Here is a 16,429-nt window from a genome sequence, read left to right as displayed (position 1 = left end):
CCGCCCCGCCGCCGCCCTGCGGCGCACCGCGCCGCCCACCCGCCCGCGACGCCTCAGAGTGCCTCAGCCAGGGCGGCGGGGATGCGGTCCAGCACCGGATACTGCATCAGCCCATAGGCGTAGAAATCCACCGCCAACGCCCCCGCGGCCTTCGCCCCCCGAGCCTTCGCGACCAGCCGATCGGCCGAGTCGCTGTCGGGGTGACCAGGCCGCAGCACCGCGCGTACCTCCCGGTCCTTACCCACCGACCGCAGGTAGGCGCCCACGTCGTCGGCCACCCGAGCGGCGTCCCGCGCGTACGCGAGCACCCCGAACGCGGGCACGAGATCCCCGAGCGCCACCAGATCCACCCCGAGCTGCCACGCGTCGTGCGCGGCCAGGCCTGGCGACGGCAGACCGTCCGTGTAGCCCTTGACCGCGCCGGTGGAGTCGATGAACACCAGCTTGGAGCCCTCTTCCGCCACCGCGGACGCCACCTCGGAGACCAGCGTGGTGACGGTCTCCGACCGGGCGCGGGCGTAGGCGACCACCTCGGGCCCCGCGTACGCCGTCAGCGCGGCCCGGGTCACCTCGCCCTGCGCGGGCGGGTCGCCGTCGAACACCCCGCCCACGATCCTGGCGCACTCCTCGCGCGCCACCTCGGCGTTGACGCCCAGGTCGGTGGCCCGGCGCATGCAGTAGTCGCAGAAGCACAGGCCGAACAGGTAGGTGTCCATCGGCCCGAGCGGTACGAAAGAACGCTGCGGCTTGAGCGGCCTGAAGTGCAGCGACTCGGCCACGACGCTGTCGACGCCGAGCCGGGCGACCGCCCTGGACAGCGCGACGGCGTACTGCCGCACATCTGGATGCGCCGGGCACAGGTCGGTGAGCGAGCCGCGATCGCCGAAGCAGTCGCGTACGGTCACGTCCGGATGCTGGGTGCCGAGCGTCGCATTGCGCAGGAAAACAGTCCAGCCGTGGAGCTTCAGCCCTCGCTCCGAACAGGCTTCGCGAAGGCCGTCGAGCGCGTTCTGATATCCGGCCGTCGGCCTGAGCCGCAAACCGGAGAACAGGTCCGACGGCGGGACGAAGTGCGCGCCGTCATGGCGGAGCGTGAGCCTGGACAGTCCGTGCGGGGTGACGTCGCGGGAGGCGTGGTGTACGGCGCCGATGGTGACGCCCGCCACGCCGTAGCCGCTGATCCTGTCGAGCACCCGCTCGACGCCCTCGCCGCGTAGATCTTCGACGAAAACGTACACCGAACTGTCCACGGACCGACCTTACGCGCTCTTGTGCGCGACGAAGTCGATCTCCACCAGGATGTCCATCAGGTCCGAGCCGACGGTCGTACGAACGGGGTACGGCTGGCTGAAGTACGACTTGTACACCTCGTTGTAGGCGGCGAAATCGCGCTTGAGGTGCTGCAGATGGACCGTGGCCTTGATCACGTCGTCGAACCCGAGGCCGTGGGCGGCGAGAATGGCGCCGAGGTTCCGCATGACCTGGTGGGTCTGGGCGGCGACGTCGTCACCGCCGACGATCTCACCGGTCTCCGGGTTGAGCGGTCCCGCGCCCGAGGTGTAGACGAAGTCGCCCACGACCAGACCCTGGGAGTACGCGCCGATGGGGGGCGCGCCCTCGGTGGTCCTCAATTCCTTCTTCACAAAAGCTCCTTAACCAAAACGGGTGTTGATCGTGCCGACGCGGCGGTAGTCCCGGTCGACCAGCGGAAGCGTCCGCCACTTGTCGAAGGCCGTGCACGGGTGCGAGATGCCGAAGGCGAGCAGGTCACCCGGCTTGAGCCCGTCGGCGCGGACCACCGTGTGCTGGTCCTGCATCTTCACGATCGTGACGCCACCGCGCCTGGGGACGGGCAGGCCCTCGTCGTAGGGCGCGTCGCGCTTGCCCATGCCGACGATCGCCAGCCCCGGCTCGGGCGTGGACAGCACGTACGCCCACACCTCCAGCGCGGGCCACAGCTCGCCGGGGACGCGGTTGAAGGGCGTGCGCTCGCGGTAGTAGCCGTCGTCGTGGGTGACGTACGCTCCGGCGCGCAGCACGACCCTGGCCTGGGTGGTGACGAGCTCGCGCCCGATCACGTCGAACCACTGGCTGCCGCCGACGGTCAGGATCGGATTCTTGACGCGCAGGTGCTCGACCGCTTCCTGCAACTGATACAGATATTTCCGGACTTCCGGAGCGGTCTTCAGCGCCCCTTCGTACCCGGCGATCCCGGCCAGCTCCACCCCATCGGTCCGCTGCACATGGGCGGCCACCTCGAGCAACTGTTCCAGGGTCCGGCACCCGGCCCGCCCGCCCTCGTGCCCGAGCTCGACCAGCACGCTGAACGGCCGTGACGAGGCGTGCCGGGCCAGGATGTCCACCCCGGCCACCGAGTCCACGAAGGACAGGAAGTCGAAGCCCGGGTCCGCGGCCAGCTCCGCCGCCGCCCACTCCAGCCCAACCGGGTCCACGACCTGGTTGGCCACCATGACCCTGGCCGCCCCGAACTCCCGCGCGGCCATCGCCTGCCTCGGGGTCGCCACGGTGAGCGCCCATGCGCCCGCTTCGAGCTGCATGGTGGCGATCTCTCCGGACATGTGCGTCTTCGCGTGCGGCGCCAGCTCCATGCCGTGATCCCGCGCGAAGGCGGCCATGGTCGCAATGTTGTGCTCCAACGCCTCCCGGTGCACAACCATCAGCGGGAGCGACGCCCCGTCGAAGACGGACCTGTCGCGTTCTTGGAAGCCCTGCACAACACCCCCATTTGTCCGCGTCTGACCCTATCTCATGGGCATCATCATATTTTTTCGATCTTGTACGGCAAGCCCGGCGGGCCCCACCCGCCACACGTGCCCGGCCCCTGTCCAGGGACACGCTCCTCCGGTGGAGCGGGCTGGGCGCCGTGACGTGCGCATTCTTGGCCTCGTCCGTGGTCGAGCGCTCAGCCCGTGCGGCTTCGGGCCACTGCCTCGGTGTAGAGCTCGGTGGTGAAGTCGTGTTCGTCGATTCCCAAGTCGAGCATTTCCGCTCGTACCACCGCCAAAGCCGCCGGCAGGTCCTGGAGGTCGTCGGTCAGGGTCTCGATCTCCAGGAACGTTCCGTCCAGGTCTGGAATCGTCACGAGGGTGGCCAGCAGGCGGCGGCCGGAGGTGGTGTAGCTCCAGTTCACGCAGTGCTTCTCGTACGAGATGACCGGCTCGTAGCCCAGACCGCGCAGGATCGCGTCCAGCGCCTCGGGATCGGCCACCTCCGTCTCGGATTCCGGCTTCGAGCCGGTGGCCTCGTGCACGCTGGGCGCTTTGTAGGTGAGGATCGTGCGGCTTGAGGCCGTTGTGGTGGTGTCCGCCCTGTGCGCCCGGCTGGAGGGCGTTGTGGGCGGGTTGGGGTCTTGACCCAGGCCGGCGGCCGGCGTGGTCACAGTGCGGATGCGTAGCTCGCTGCCGGCGGTGGTGAGCGGGCGGCCAGGAGCGTCGTAGTAGGCGTCGGTGTAGACGCGGGCCTCGGCGGCCGCGCGTCCGCGCATGGCCGCACGTACCGCCTCCGGCCGGCGGACCCGCGCCTTGATCTCGGCCTCTATCGGCATGCTGCTCCTCACGCCCGGCGACCAGCCTGAAGTTAGTTCGGGCGCAGGGCTCGTCCCGGAGTCTTGCCGGTCAGGGTGCCGTTCGCCAGCACCGGCACCCCTGACACGAGCACGTCGCTCACTCCCGTCGCCGGTGTGCGGGGAGCCTCGTACGTCGCCAGGTCCGTCACCGTCGCCGGATCGATCACCACCAGGTCGGCCGCGAAGCCGCGTCGGAGCAGGCCGCGGTCCGTCAAGCCGAAGCGGCGTGCGGGGTGTGAGGACAGGTGGACCATGGCCTGCTCCCACGTCCAGTCCCCCAGCTCGCGTACGTGCCGTCCCAGGAAGCGGGCGAACGCGCCGAAGCCGCGTGGATGCGGGTGGCCGCCCACGTAGATGCCGTCCGAGCCCCCTGTCTGCGCGGGGTGGCGCAGGATGCGGCGTACCGACTCCTCCCCCTCCGGCCCCTCGTCGGGACGGGCCGTCACGCAGCCGGCCTCCAGGCGGGTCTCGATGAGCAGGTGGCGGCAGAACTCATGCGGCGCCAAGCCCGCCCGCTCGGCCGCCTCGACCATGCCCAAGCCCTCCGCCCACTCCAGGCCCGGGGCGTGGGAGATGGTCAGCCGCGGCCAGGTCTGCGCCAGCCCCGGCCACCAGGCGTCGAGCTCTCCGGAGGACAGCATCTCCATGGCGCGCTCCGGCTCGGCGGCCGGGACCTCGGGCGGCAGTACGACCATCGCCAGGATGGTGTTGCCGCGCAGGTAGGGGTAGGAGTCGTAGGTCAGGTCGACGCCCACGGCGAGCGCCTCCTCCACGAGAGGGAGCAGGACGTCCGCGGGTCCGTGCAGGTGGGAGACGTGCACGGCGGTGCCGGAGCGCTGGGCTATCTCGACGACCTCTGACATGCCGACTCCGGCTCGTGCCCCGTATGCCCTCATGTGCGTGACGTACGGGAGGCCCGCGAGCGGCGCGCACAGGGCGGCCAGTTCCTCGGCGGAGGCGTAACGGCCCGGCAGGTACTCCAGGCCGCTCGACAGGCCGACCGCGCCGTCAGACAGGCCGCGTTCGACGTGGGCGAGCATGCGGGCCAGCTCGTCACGTGCGGGTGTGTCTGAGGAGGGACCCATGACGTCGTAGCGGATCGTGCCGTGCGGGAGGAGGTAGGCGGCGTTGAGCGCGACCGTACGGTCATAGCCCTGGAGCAGCTCGGCGACCGTCAGCGCGCCATCGGAAGGCGCGCCGCCGGTGAACGGCCCGTCCGAAGGCGCGCCGCCCGCACGGCTGCGGGCGGAAAGCGGGCCGTTCACGGCCGCGAAGTAGCGGGCGGCGTAGGCGACGGTGGCCGCGGAGCCGGGGGCGAAGGACACGCCGTCCTGGCCCAGCACGAACGTGGTCACCCCCTGGCGAAGCGCCGCCAGTTGCACGGCGGGGTCGAAGATGGCCGCGTCGCCGTGGGCGTGGCAGTCGATGAAGCCCGGTGCGACGAACCGGCCGTTCGCGTCGATGACGGAGGCGGCTTCCGCGCCGTCGAGGCGGCCCACCGCCACGACCCGGTCGCCGGTGACCGCCACGTCGGCCCGGTATGGCGGCGCTCCCGTCCCGTCGAGCACACGTCCGCCGCTGATGATCACATCGAAAGCCACTCAAGGATTAAACCTGATCCGAGCAGCACCGCGGTCGCACCAACGCCGACCACCATCGAGGCGACCAACTACCGAACGTCCGGCCGACCAAGCGACCGACCAGACGTTCGGCCAGGCGGCGGACCCCTCAGTCGGTTCGGCCTACCGGGCGGTCGCAGCCGGTGAGCGGGCTGGCGACCGGTCGTTTGGCGAGGAGCTCGCGGGCCTGGGATCTCGCCAGGTTCCAGCCGTTCCACGCGTCGGCCTGGTTCAGGCCGTTGGCGGCGACCACGTCGGCCAGTACGCAGCTGCGTTGCGGTTCGGGGAGCCGGTCCAGGGCCGGTACGGCCTCCGCGCCGAGGTCGCCCAGGTAGTCGGCGTCCATCTTGGCCACGCCGCGTATCTCCAGCTGCGTCTGGGCCACCTGGAGATCCGGGTTGACGATCGCGAACGCGCCCAGCCCGAGCCCGGTGACCAGCACGATCGTACGTGGCAGCCAGCCGGAGCCGCGGCCGAGCAGCCGTACCGCGCCCGCCAGCATGACCAGTGCGAACAGCGCGCCCAGCCACCAGACCGTGGCCTGCACCGACAGGCGCAGCCGCGACAGGCCGTACGCGTCGGTGTAGAGGTCCATGCGGTGCAGCGCGGAGGCCAGCACGACCATCGTGAGGGCGCAGAGGACGCCGAGCTGTCCGGCCAGCAGCCAGCGTTCGCGCCGCTCGGTCCGGAGCAGCCCGGCCGCGACGGCGACGATGCCCAGCACGAACAGGCTGACGATGACGAGTTGGAAGAAGCCCTGCCTGGCGTACTCGGCGTAGGTGAGGCCGACGGTCTTCAGCACCAAGGCGTTGCCGCCGAACAGCGCGGTGATCTGGACCACCACGAACGCCGCGAACAGCAGGTTCACCGCGGTCAGCGGCACCAGCCAGATGGTCCTGGTCACCGCGAACTTGACCTCGGGCCCGACCGGGTCCACCACGGGCCGCAGCGCGACCAGCACCACGGCGGCGAGCAGCACGGCTCCGACCACGAACAGGAAGATCCGCAGCGGCACCGACTCGGCCCAGTCCGGGGTCGTGGTCAGGCGCTCCAGGTAGGTGGCGAACACCGCGTCCGCCGAGGCGAACAGCAGACCGAACACCAGCAACAACACCGCCGTGATGCCCAGCGCGGTGAGCATGGGCATGATGCGCCGCTTGGCGGTCAGCCGCTTCAGCGGCTTGGCCAGGAACCACGGCACCGGCCCCAGCGCGAGCAGCACCGACGCGCCGCCCCTGATCACGCCCAGCCAGCCGAACCCGGCACCGGAGACGGCCAGCGCCAGCAGCCCGCACCCGGCGAGGAACAGGATCCCCACCAGCCAGTCGGCGTCCCGTACGGCGGCCATCGCGATCAGCCAGTAGGCGGTCAGGCCGAACATCACCGTCCACGGCGTGATCCGCCGCAGCACCGCGGGCAGCGCAGCGGCGCCCAGCACCATCGCGACCAGCACGACGCCCAGCCCCACCTGCGCGTCCGGCAACGCCACGGCCGAGAACACACCGGCCCCCGCCGCCGCCGGCAGCAGCCAGCGCGGCGTCTCAGGCAGTTCTGGGCGTGGGAACAGCGGCGGCGGGACGTACGGGGGTGGCGGCGACTGCGGGCCGTGAACCTGCGGGCCGTGAACCTGCGGGCCGGGCTGCCCCTGCCCCTGGAACGCCGGTCCCTGGTACGGCTGCCCTGCGTACAGCTGACCCGGCGGGCGGCCCTGAGCGGGCTGGTACGGCAAGGCGCCGGCGGGTCGCCGCCCGGTGCCCGCCCCCACAGACACCCCGACGCCCCCGACGAGCGCGGTGACCAGCACGAGCGTGATGAGCGCGGCTATACCGCTGCCCACGGCCACGCTGACGAACACGGCGGCGAACAGCCCGGCCAGGAACCCGAGGAGCAGGCCGATGACTCCCCCCGAGACCATCCGCGCGAGCCGCCGCCCATCGACCATCGGCGTAGACTGCGTGACCGCCTGCATCGGCGGCGCCGAAGAGGCGGATGGGGCCGCAGCGACCGGCTGCCCCGCAGGCGTCGGCTGCCCCAGCCCGACCTGCTGAGCCGAGGAGACCGGCTGCCCCACAGCGACCGGCTGCACCCCCGCGACCGGCTGAGCCAAAGCCTGCAACACCGCCAAAGGCGTCGGCTGCTCCAACGACGGCGACTGCGCCGAGGAGTCCGGCTGAGCCGCGGTCACCGGCCGGGCCGACGGCGAGGCCTCCCCGTCCTCCTCAACGTGCGCAGCCGCAACCTCCGGCAGGATCTCACCACCGCCAACCGACGCCACAAGATCCGACCGCCCGTCGAGCGCGTCGTCACCCGCCGCAACAGGACCGGGCACCCGTTCGCCCGCCCCCACGGCCTGCTCGGGCTCAGGTTCTAACGGCGTGTCCGCCATAGTCGTCCTCCCTGGTAAATCGACGATCATGCGGCACCCCGCGCAGTCGCCGATACGGATCGAACCGCCGTGCAGTTCGACGATCTCTTTCACGATCGCCAGCCCCAGCCCGGCACCCCCGGCGTCCGCCGTCCGCCCGGTGTCCAGCCGGGAGAAGCGCTCGAACACCCGCCCATGAGCCGAGGCGGGAATCCCCGGCCCCTGGTCGGTGATGGCGATGCGGACCCCGTCGCCGTCGGGAGCGGCCGTCACGGTGACCGCGCCGCCGGGCGGGCTGTGGCGTACCGCGTTGTCGAGCAGGTTCGCCAGGACCTGGGCCAGCAGGTCGGGGTCGGCGCGGACGACGAGGTCGACGGGGACCGAAGGGTCGAGCCGGACGTCCTCGCGCGCCAGTGCGGCCTCGCGCACGGCCTGCTCCAGCAGGGGCGCGAGTTCGACCGCGTCGGGTTCGATGAGGCGTACGCCCGAGTCGAGCCGTGACAGGTCGAGCAGCTGCGCGACGAGCCGGCCGAGCCGTTCGGTCTGGGCGAGCGCGGTCTTCATCGTGACCGGGTCGGCCGGGGAGACGCCGTCCACGACGTTCTCCAGGACGGCGCGCAGGCCGGTGATCGGGGTGCGGAGCTCGTGGCTGACGTTCGCGACGAGCTCGCGCCGTTGCCGGTCGACCTCGCCGAGGTCGGCCGCCATCGCGTTGAACGCCCTGGCCAGCTCCCCGACCTCGTCGCGTGAGGTGGCGCGGACCCGCAGCGTGTAGCGGCCCTTGGCGATGGTCTGGGCGGCCCTGGCCATCTGGCGCAGCGGCTTGGTCATGCCCATGGCGAGCACCTGCACCATGATCAGGGCGAGAACCAGCGCGACCGCGATCCTGATGCCCCGGGAGAGGCCGGAGTTGATGCCGACCTCGTTCACCACGAAGGCGGTGCCCACGGCCAGCACGATCACCAGGCCGAGCTTGACCTTGATCCGGCCGAGGAAGTCGAGCGGCTGCTTCATCGGCGCACCAGGGCATAGCCCACGCCGTGCACCGTACGCACGACGCCGGAGCCGAGCTTGCGGCGTAACGCCCGTACGTGGCTGTCGACGGTTCGGGTCGCGGCGGCCTCGGAGAAGCCCCAGACATCGGACAGCAGCCGGTCGCGCTCGAAGACCTGGCCGGGCCGCTCGGCCAGGCGGCGGAGCAGGTCGAACTCGGTCCTGGTGAGCTGCGCCTCGGCGCCGCGGACGAACACCCGGCGGGCCGCGGTGTCGATCTCCACCTCGCCCACCCTGATCACGGTGTCCTCCGAGGCGAGCTGGACGGCCCGCTCGACCCTGCGCAGCAGCGCGTGGATCCTGGCCACCAGCTCGCGCATGCTGAACGGCTTGGCCAGGTAGTCGTCCGCGCCCACGCCGAGCCCGACCAGTACGTCGGTCTCCTCGCCGAGCGCGGTCAGCATGAGTACCGGCACCGGCCGGGCCAGCTGCATCCGGCGGCACACCTCCAGCCCGTCGAGCCCCGGCAGCAGCCGGTCCAGGATCACCAGATCGGGTTCCGCCCTGCCGTACTCGACCAGGGCCGTCTCCCCGTCACCGGCCACCCGGACGTCGAAACCCTCGGCCGCCAGCCTGTTGCGTACCGCCAAGGCGATGGTCTCGTCGTCCTCGACCAGGAGGATGCGTCGCTGCTCTGCCACGGACGAAAGCCTAGAAGGGCACTGTGCAGACGGCACTCCCCAATGTGTGCACATCCGGTGCAGACTTGGCCGGTGAACACCGCCGCATACCTGCGCCGCATCGGGCTGCCCGACCTGCTGGACGCCCCGCCCACGGCCGAGAACCTCCGCCGACTGCACGTCGCGCACATCGAGCGGGTCCCGTACGAGGCGTTGGAGATCTGGCTCGGCCGCCCCACCACGGTCGATCCCGCCGAGTCGGCCGAGCGGATCATCCGTGGCCGCGGCGGCTACTGCTACCACCTGAACGGCGCGTTCTCCCTGCTGATCAAGGAGCTCGGCTACGCCGTGACCAGGCACGTGGGCGGCGTGCAGGGCCGGGGCGGCGAGCCCGCCATCACCGCCAACCATCTGGTGCTCACCGTGCGCGGGCTGCCGTCGGAGGACAACCCGGGCGGCGAGTGGCTGGCCGACCTGGGGCTGGGCGACGCGCTGCACGAGCCGCTCCCGCTGGTCGCGGGCATCTACCGGCAGGGCCCTTTCTCGTACGGTCTGCGGCACTCAGAGGTCGCGCCAGAAGGCTGGCGGCTCGACCACGACCCGAGCGGCTCGTTCATCGGCATGGACTTCGACTCCGCCCCGGCCGACATGTCCGCCTTTACCGCGATGCATCATCACCTGTCGACGTCGCCGGAGTCGGGTTTCGTGCGGGTCGCGTCGGTCGCCCGGCGGGACGCCTCCGGCGTCGACCTCCTCCGCGGGCTCGCCCTGTCACGCCTGGGCAACGGCGCTCATTCCGTCACTCTGCACACGGCTCGTGACTACTACTCCGCGTTGTCCGACGTGTTCGGATTGCAGCTGGATGACGTGAGTGAAGAGGAGAAGGACGCCCTGTTCGGGAAGGTTTTTGAGGCCCACGAGAAGTGGGTGGCGGGAACCCCGGCCTAGCCATGGCTTTGGTCTGATCCGGGGCGCTATGGTGCACCTCGGAATGGGAGAGTTCAGGAAGCTCGTCGGTCGCTACCGGCTGCTGAATCCTTTGGGCGCGGGTTCGGTACGACTGGCGTTCGATGAGACAGAGCATCGTGACGTCGCAGTCAGAGAGCTACGCGTGCCCGCCGAGCTACGGGGAGCCGCGCTGCAGGACGCGCGGCGGGCCGCCGAGCTCCGTCATGCCTCCGTCGTGCCAGTGCTCGACGTGGTGGTGGAGGACGGCGAGCCGTGGCTGGTCATGGAGTTCGTCTCCGGCACCTCGCTGGAGAAGACCGTGGACTCGCGGCACCCCTTGCCCGTCCAGCAGGCCGCCAGAGTGGGCGTGTGCCTGCTGTCGGCGCTGCGGACCGCGCACGACGCGGGGATCGTCCACGGACGGGTCAATCCGGGCAATGTGCTGCTCACCTCGACGGGCCGGGCCGTGCTCACCGGGTTCGGGCTGCCGGGGCTCGGCATGCGGCCGTCCGCCGACATGTGGTCGATGGCCGCGACGCTGCACTTCGCCGTCGAGGGCCGGCCGCCGGGGCGGGCGCCCGCGGAGAGCACCGACGCGTTCCGGTGGCTGGTCCGGGCCATGCTGGACCCCGCCGGGCCGCCGCCGGTCGAGGTGGTGGCCGAGATGCTCGACCGGCTCGCCGTGTCGCAGACGCTCGGCCACGTGCTGGCCACGGGCGGACCGCTGCCTCCGGCCCGGGTGGCCGAGATCGGGCTGGCCGTCCTCGATCAGCTCGCCGAACTGCACTCCCGGGGAGCGCATCACGGCGGCGTACAACCGGGCAACGTCCTGATCGACGTGGACGACCGGGCCACGCTGGCCACGACGCCGCTGCCCGCGCCGATGTCGCTCGCCCCCGTGATGCCGGCGACGATCCCGGCCTACACGGCGCCCGAGCGGGTGCCAGGACCGGCGGCTGATCTGTGGTCGCTGGGTGCCACGTTGTTCGCGGCCGTCGAGGGGCATCCGCCGGTGCCCGGTGCCCCGCTGTCCAGGGCGGGCGCGCTGGCGCCGGTGCTGTTCCGCCTGCTGTCGGGGTTCCCCGCGCACCGGCCGGGGCCGGACGCGCTCCGCAAAGATCTGAAAGCCGTCGCCGACCTATTTTGAGATACATCGCGATTGGAACCACCAGAGTGGTCCATGCGTTGAACACACGACGCACAATGTGGGAGAGGCGGGGCGCGCGCTCCGCGTTCGGAGGAAGTTGAGGATGTCACCAGTCCAGAAGTACGCCATCGGCGCAGGTGCCGCGGTCCTGCTCTCACTGATCATCTTCGGGCCCGGCTTTATCACCCTGCTGGTCGTCCTCGGCGTGGTCGCCGCCCCGGTAGTCGGTTACCTGATGCTGGACCCGTCGCAGCGCGAGCGGCTCAAGCGAGCCCGCAGACGCGGCATCGGCAGCTGACCCGAGTTCGCGGCGCGGCCCTCAGGCCGCCGCCGCGGCCAGGGCCGCGTGCACCCGGCTCGTCACCCGCCGTTCGATGTAGAACGACAGGAACGGCACCGTGCCGCCGAGCATGATGCCCAGCATGTACGGCCAGCTCCAGCGGGCCTTCATGCCCAGGTTCATGACCGTGACCAGGTAGATCATGTAGAGGAAGCCGTGGATGGGCGCCACGATCTTCGATATGCCCACGATGCCGAAGCCGTAGCGGAGCACCATGGCCACGCAGAGCACGAGCAGCATCACGCCGACGATGTAGGCGAGCACCCGGAAGGGCTTCAGAGCCGATTCCACCGTTAACCTTCCAGAACAATTTCGGGGGACTTGCCACTGTCCCGATCACGATCCGCTCGTACGGCATCGCGTACGAAGTGGAACCACATGAACACCGCGAACCCAGCGAAGATCCACCAGTTGGCGGCATAAGCGAGATTACGCCAGGTCAGCTCGCCACCGACGACCGGCGGCTGGACCTTCACCTGGACCAGCGGCCCCGAGGGCGGCTGGGCGACGACAAAACCGTTGCGTACCTTCTGCCCGCTCCACAGGTTGATCAGCTCACCGGTGGACACCGTCTGCACCTGCCCCGCGGGCAACTCCTCGGTGCGGCGCTGCACGCTGTCGGTGCTCTGCTGCGGGCGCAGCCGTCCGGTCACCGCGACCTTGCCGCCCGGCACGGCCGCCGCCGGGTCACCGGCTTCGGCCACCCAGCCGCGTACGACGGGCATCAGCGTGCCGTCATCGAGCCGGAGCGGCGTGAGCACCCAGTAACCCTCGCCGCGCGAGACGTTGCCACCCGGCGCGTCGACGTCCGCCGGGCGGTCGGCGACGAGCAACTGGCGCGACGCGTCGTAGACGCCCTCCGCCGAGACCTTGCGGCCCACGGCGGGCCCCGTCAGCTGCGCGCCCACCTGGGACAGCGTGGTGACGCCGACCGGGGCGGGATCGGTGACCGCGTGCGGCTTGCCGGAATCCTGGAACACGCCGAGCTGCCAGCGCCCGAGCAGGATGAAGGCGATGAGGACCCCGATCGTCAGCAGGTGCAAACCCACCACGCGTGGCGAGAACAGGGTCCGGAGCATGCTTCAAAGCTATCCGCCCACCAGGCCGGTCCCCTAATCAGCCCATGTCCACAGATCACACTAAAAGCCGCAAACGCACCAGACGATCACGCTAAGCTGCTGGGCATGTCTGACCAGCATATCGACCCTGCCGGCAATACTCAGCAGTTCCGCGCGTTCGCGCAGCGGTCCGAGCAGGAGGCGGCGCCGAGCAAGAAGTCCCCCCTCATCCCGATCATCGCGGTGATCGCCGTCGTCGTGATCATCGGCGTGGCCGCCTTCCTGCTCCTGCGCTGACTCACGCGCACCAGGGCGCCGACGGCAAACCGCCCTCGGCGCTTTTCGTGCGCCTTGGGGGCGGATAACATACCGACCAGTCGGTGTGATTCGCGTCACTCTGGACGGACCTCGCCATCTCTCACTACATTGGACATTGCGTCTAATAATGCGGAGGAGCAGTGGACGAGCCAGGGATAGTGATCATCGGCTCCGGCTTCGCCGGGATCGGCATGGCGATCAAGCTCAAGGCCGCCGGATACCACGACTTCGTGATCCTGGAGAAGGCCGCCGACCTGGGCGGCACCTGGCGCGACAACACCTACCCCGGCTGCGCGTGCGACGTGCCGTCGCCCCTGTACTCCTACTCGTTCGACCTCAATCCCGGCTGGTCGCGGCTGTTCTCCCCGCAGGAGGAGATCTGGGACTACATGCGGGCGTGCGGCGAGAAGTACGGCATCACCCCGCATATTCGGTACGGCAAACGGGTCGTCTCGCTCGAGTACGACGACGTCGACCGCCGGTGGGCGGTGACCACGGACGACGGCGAGACCCTGCGCCCGAACGCCGTCGTGTCAGGCATCGGCGCCCTGCACATCCCATCGTTCCCCGAAATTTCGGGGCGTGAGGCTTTTGCCGGTCCGGCCTTCCACTCCGCCGAGTGGGACCACTCGGTCGACCTGACCGGCAAGCGCGTCGCGGTCATCGGCACCGGGGCCTCGGCCATCCAGTTCGTGCCGCGGATCGCGGACCGTGCGGCGCGGCTCACCGTGTTCCAGCGCACGCCGCCCTGGATCCACCCCAAGCCGGACGTCGCCTTCTCACCCCGGACGCGGCGGCTCATGGAGCTGCCGGGCGCCGCCAGGACGGTACGCACCGCCCTCTACTGGCTGCTGGAGACCAGGGCGCTGGGCTTCACCGTCGACCCGAAGCTGATGAAGGCGCACGAGAAGCTGGCGCTCAAGCACCTGGAGAGCCAGATCCCCGACCCGGAGTTGCGCAGGAGGCTGACCCCCGACTACACGATCGGCTGCAAGCGCACCCTGCTGTCCAGCGACTACTATCCCGCGCTGACCAGGCCGAACGTCGCGCTGGTCACCGACGGGATCACCGAGATCAGGGAGCACTCGATCGTCGACGCCGCCGGCGTGGAGCACGAGGTCGACGTGATCATCTACGGCACCGGGTTCAAGGTGACCGAGGCGCTCCAGCGGCAGCGGATCGTGGGCCGCGACGGGCTCAAGATCCAGGACGCCTGGCAGGACGGGATCGAGACCTACTACGGCATCTCCACCGCCGGGTTCCCGAACCTGTTCTTCCTCCTCGGCCCCAACACCGGCCTCGGCCACAACTCGGTCGTCTTCATGATCGAGTCACAGGTGCGGTACGTCATGGACTGCCTCCGGCTGCTCTCGAAAACCCAGGCCAGGGCCATCGACGTCAAGCCGGGACGACAGCGGGAGTTCAACCGGCGGCTGCGCGAACGGCTCGACCCGCTGGTGTGGAACGCGGGCGGCTGCACGTCCTGGTACCTGGACGAGCACGGCGTGAACCGGACGATCTGGCCGGGCTTCACCTTCGAGTACTGGGCGCGCACCCGCAAGATGAAGCCCGGCGCGTACGAACTGATCTACTAGCTAGCCCGGCCGCACCACCAGAGCGCTGCCGCCGCCCCTCCTGACCGGCTCGGCGACCGCCTGCACCTTGCCCCGGCCCAGGAACTCCAGCGCGGTGGCCGCGCCGATCTCCGTGGTCAGCGCGAGCTTGTGCCCGCGGGCCTCGAGTTCGGCCCGGTACTTGTCGAGGAACGCCTGCTCGGCCAGCGTCTGCTCGGTGTTGCGCTGCGTGGCCCGCGGCGCGGCGACCGCCTCGGGCAGGCTCATCCCGAGCTCGTAGCGGTTGACCAGGATCTGCAGCACGGTCGTGATGATCGTCGAGCCGCCCGGCGACCCGGCCGCCAGCACCGGCCTGCCGTGGTCGAACACCAGCGTGGGCGCCATCGACGAGCGCGGGCGCTTGCCGGGGGCCGGCAGGTTCGGGTCACCGGGGGCGGGCCCGAACGTGAAGTCCGTGAGCTCGTTGTTGAGCAGCACGCCGCGTCCCGGGACCACGATGCCGTTGCCGCCGGTCGACTCGATCGTCAGGTTGTAGGCGACGACGTTGCCCCACCGGTCGGTGATGGTCATGTGGGTCGTCTCGGGGCCTTCGTCGGTGGTCGCCGTGGCCGTGCCGGCCGGGGTGGCGCACGCCTCATAGCTGCCGTCGGGACTACCGGGCGGGGCCGGGTGGGCCATCGCCTTCTCGCCGATCAGGCAGGCGCGCTCCTTGGCGAAGCCGTCGGACAGCAGCTCCTTCAGCGGTACGTTCGGGATGTCGCCGACGTACTTGTTGCGGTCGGCGAAGGCCAGGCGGGACGCCTCCAGATACTCGTGCAGGCCCACGCTCGGCAGGGACTCCAGGATGTTGAGCGCCTCCCCCACGGTCGAACCGCCGGATGACGGGGGCGCCATGCCGTACACCTGCATGCCGTTGTAGTCCACGCGCGTGGGCTCGCGCTGGATGACGCGGTAGGCGCGCAAGTCGGACAGCTCCATCAGGCCCGGCCGCACGTTGCGGGTGGCGCCGGGGGTGACGGGCGGCTGCTTGACCGTGGCGACGACCTCCCTGCCGAGCTGGCCGTCGTACAGCCAGCCGATTCCACGTTTGCCCAGCTCACGGTAGGTGGCGGCGAGTTCGGGGTTCTTGAAGACGGAGCCGACGGGCGGCGGCGCGCCGCCCGGGAGGTAGAGCTTGGCGGTGGAGGTGATGTCCTTGAAGCGGGCGGCGTTCGCGGCGGTCTGGTCGTAGAAGGTCTGGTCGACGACGAAGCCCTTGGACGCCACCTCGATGGCCGGCTGGAGCGCCTGCTTCAGCGAGAGCGTGCCGTACCTGCGCAGGGCCAGGTCCCACTGCGCGAGCGTGCCGGGGATGCCGGCCGACAGGCCGCTGGTGACGCCCTCGTCGAACGGGATGCCTTCCAGCGTGGTGGCGGTCATGGCCTGCGGGGCGGTCTCGCGGCCGTCCAGCGTGACCACCTTCCGGCTGCGGGCGTCGTAGTAGACCATGAAGCCGCCGCCGGCCAGGCCCGCGGAGTAGGGCTCGGTCACGCCGAGCACCGCACCCGCGGCGACGGCCGCGTCGATGGCGTTGCCGCCCTGCTTGAGTACGGCGATGGCGGCCTTGCTGGCGTCGAAGTCCACCGTGGCGGCCGCGCCGCCGTACCCCTCGGCGACGGGAGCCTTCTGCGGCGGCGGGGGTGTGGCAGCCAGCGCTGGGGCGGACACCAGCGAGAGGAGGACTGCTGCTGCGGGAACGATCATTCGGCGCATGTGTTCCACGATGGACCAGGTACGCCCATCGCGGTAGGGCCCCTGCGGC

Annotated in this window: 15 protein-coding genes; 5 read left to right on the top strand and 10 right to left on the bottom strand. The window is 70.5% G+C overall.

Features of this window, described 5'->3' with window-relative positions:
• Positions 1-53: 53 nt before the first annotated feature.
• The 7 genes from KME78_RS43745 to KME78_RS43715 form a co-directional block, all read right to left on the bottom strand.
• The gene (locus KME78_RS43745) at positions 54-1,250 is read right to left on the bottom strand and encodes a hypothetical protein (protein WP_219535597.1); all 1,197 of its coding nucleotides are present in this window, start codon (positions 1,248-1,250) and stop codon (positions 54-56) included.
• A 9-nt stretch (positions 1,251-1,259) separates the two neighbouring features.
• Complete coding sequence (locus tag KME78_RS43740) at positions 1,260-1,643, bottom strand: RidA family protein (RefSeq protein ID WP_219535595.1); 384 nt, start codon at positions 1,641-1,643, stop codon at positions 1,260-1,262.
• A gap of 9 nt (positions 1,644-1,652) precedes the next feature.
• Positions 1,653-2,735, bottom strand: coding sequence for an alanine racemase (locus tag KME78_RS43735; protein ID WP_308127353.1), 1,083 nt, complete (start codon positions 2,733-2,735; stop codon positions 1,653-1,655).
• A gap of 188 nt (positions 2,736-2,923) precedes the next feature.
• Complete coding sequence (locus KME78_RS43730) at positions 2,924-3,565, bottom strand: class IV adenylate cyclase (protein ID WP_219535592.1); 642 nt, start codon at positions 3,563-3,565, stop codon at positions 2,924-2,926.
• Positions 3,566-3,597: 32 nt separating this feature from the next.
• Complete coding sequence (locus tag KME78_RS43725) at positions 3,598-5,187, bottom strand: N-acyl-D-amino-acid deacylase family protein (RefSeq protein ID WP_219535590.1); 1,590 nt, start codon at positions 5,185-5,187, stop codon at positions 3,598-3,600.
• Positions 5,188-5,314: 127 nt separating this feature from the next.
• Positions 5,315-8,584, bottom strand: coding sequence for a DUF4153 domain-containing protein (locus KME78_RS43720; protein WP_219535588.1), 3,270 nt, complete (start codon positions 8,582-8,584; stop codon positions 5,315-5,317).
• Positions 8,581-9,264: a response regulator transcription factor gene (locus KME78_RS43715; RefSeq protein ID WP_308127352.1), complete on the bottom strand. Its 684-nt coding sequence runs from the start codon at positions 9,262-9,264 to the stop codon at positions 8,581-8,583. Before KME78_RS43715 ends, KME78_RS43720 begins: the two co-directional genes overlap by 4 nt.
• Before the next feature lie 72 nt (positions 9,265-9,336).
• On the opposite strand from KME78_RS43715, the gene KME78_RS43710 reads away from it, so the two are divergent.
• The 3 genes from KME78_RS43710 (at position 9,337) to KME78_RS43700 (ending at position 11,636) form a co-directional block, all read left to right on the top strand.
• On the top strand, positions 9,337-10,191 hold the full coding sequence (locus KME78_RS43710; RefSeq protein ID WP_219535586.1) for an arylamine N-acetyltransferase family protein: 855 nt from the start codon (positions 9,337-9,339) through the stop codon (positions 10,189-10,191).
• Positions 10,192-10,234: 43 nt separating this feature from the next.
• On the top strand, positions 10,235-11,338 hold the full coding sequence (locus KME78_RS43705) for a protein kinase domain-containing protein (RefSeq protein ID WP_219535583.1): 1,104 nt from the start codon (positions 10,235-10,237) through the stop codon (positions 11,336-11,338).
• 103 nt (positions 11,339-11,441) lie between these two features.
• Complete coding sequence (locus KME78_RS43700; protein WP_219535581.1) at positions 11,442-11,636, top strand: tail-anchor membrane protein; 195 nt, start codon at positions 11,442-11,444, stop codon at positions 11,634-11,636.
• 21 nt (positions 11,637-11,657) lie between these two features.
• Here KME78_RS43700 and KME78_RS43695 read toward each other — a convergent pair whose 3' ends face one another.
• Entirely contained in the window at positions 11,658-11,969 is a 312-nt protein-coding gene (locus KME78_RS43695) for a DUF3817 domain-containing protein (protein ID WP_219535578.1), read from the bottom strand.
• 2 nt (positions 11,970-11,971) lie between these two features.
• On the bottom strand, positions 11,972-12,757 hold the full coding sequence (locus KME78_RS43690) for an SURF1 family protein (protein ID WP_219535575.1): 786 nt from the start codon (positions 12,755-12,757) through the stop codon (positions 11,972-11,974).
• Between the two features lie 105 nt (positions 12,758-12,862).
• Between KME78_RS43690 and KME78_RS43685 the strand changes: the two genes are divergently transcribed.
• Positions 12,863-13,033, top strand: coding sequence for a hypothetical protein (locus tag KME78_RS43685; protein WP_219535573.1), 171 nt, complete (start codon positions 12,863-12,865; stop codon positions 13,031-13,033).
• Positions 13,034-13,194: 161 nt separating this feature from the next.
• Positions 13,195-14,649 carry a flavin-containing monooxygenase gene (locus KME78_RS43680; protein ID WP_219535571.1) on the top strand — a complete coding sequence of 485 codons (1,455 nt, stop codon included), beginning with the start codon at positions 13,195-13,197 and terminating at the stop codon, positions 14,647-14,649.
• Here KME78_RS43680 and ggt read toward each other — a convergent pair whose 3' ends face one another.
• Positions 14,650-16,380, bottom strand: a complete 1,731-nt coding sequence (gene ggt / locus KME78_RS43675; protein WP_219535569.1) for a gamma-glutamyltransferase — start codon at positions 16,378-16,380, stop codon at positions 14,650-14,652. It abuts the gene before it with no gap.
• Positions 16,381-16,429: the final 49 nt, after the last annotated feature.

The organism is Nonomuraea guangzhouensis, assembly GCF_019396345.1.
GTDB classification, from domain to species: Bacteria; Actinomycetota; Actinomycetes; order Streptosporangiales; family Streptosporangiaceae; genus Nonomuraea; species Nonomuraea guangzhouensis.
This window is presented reverse-complemented; position numbering and strand designations above follow the sequence as displayed.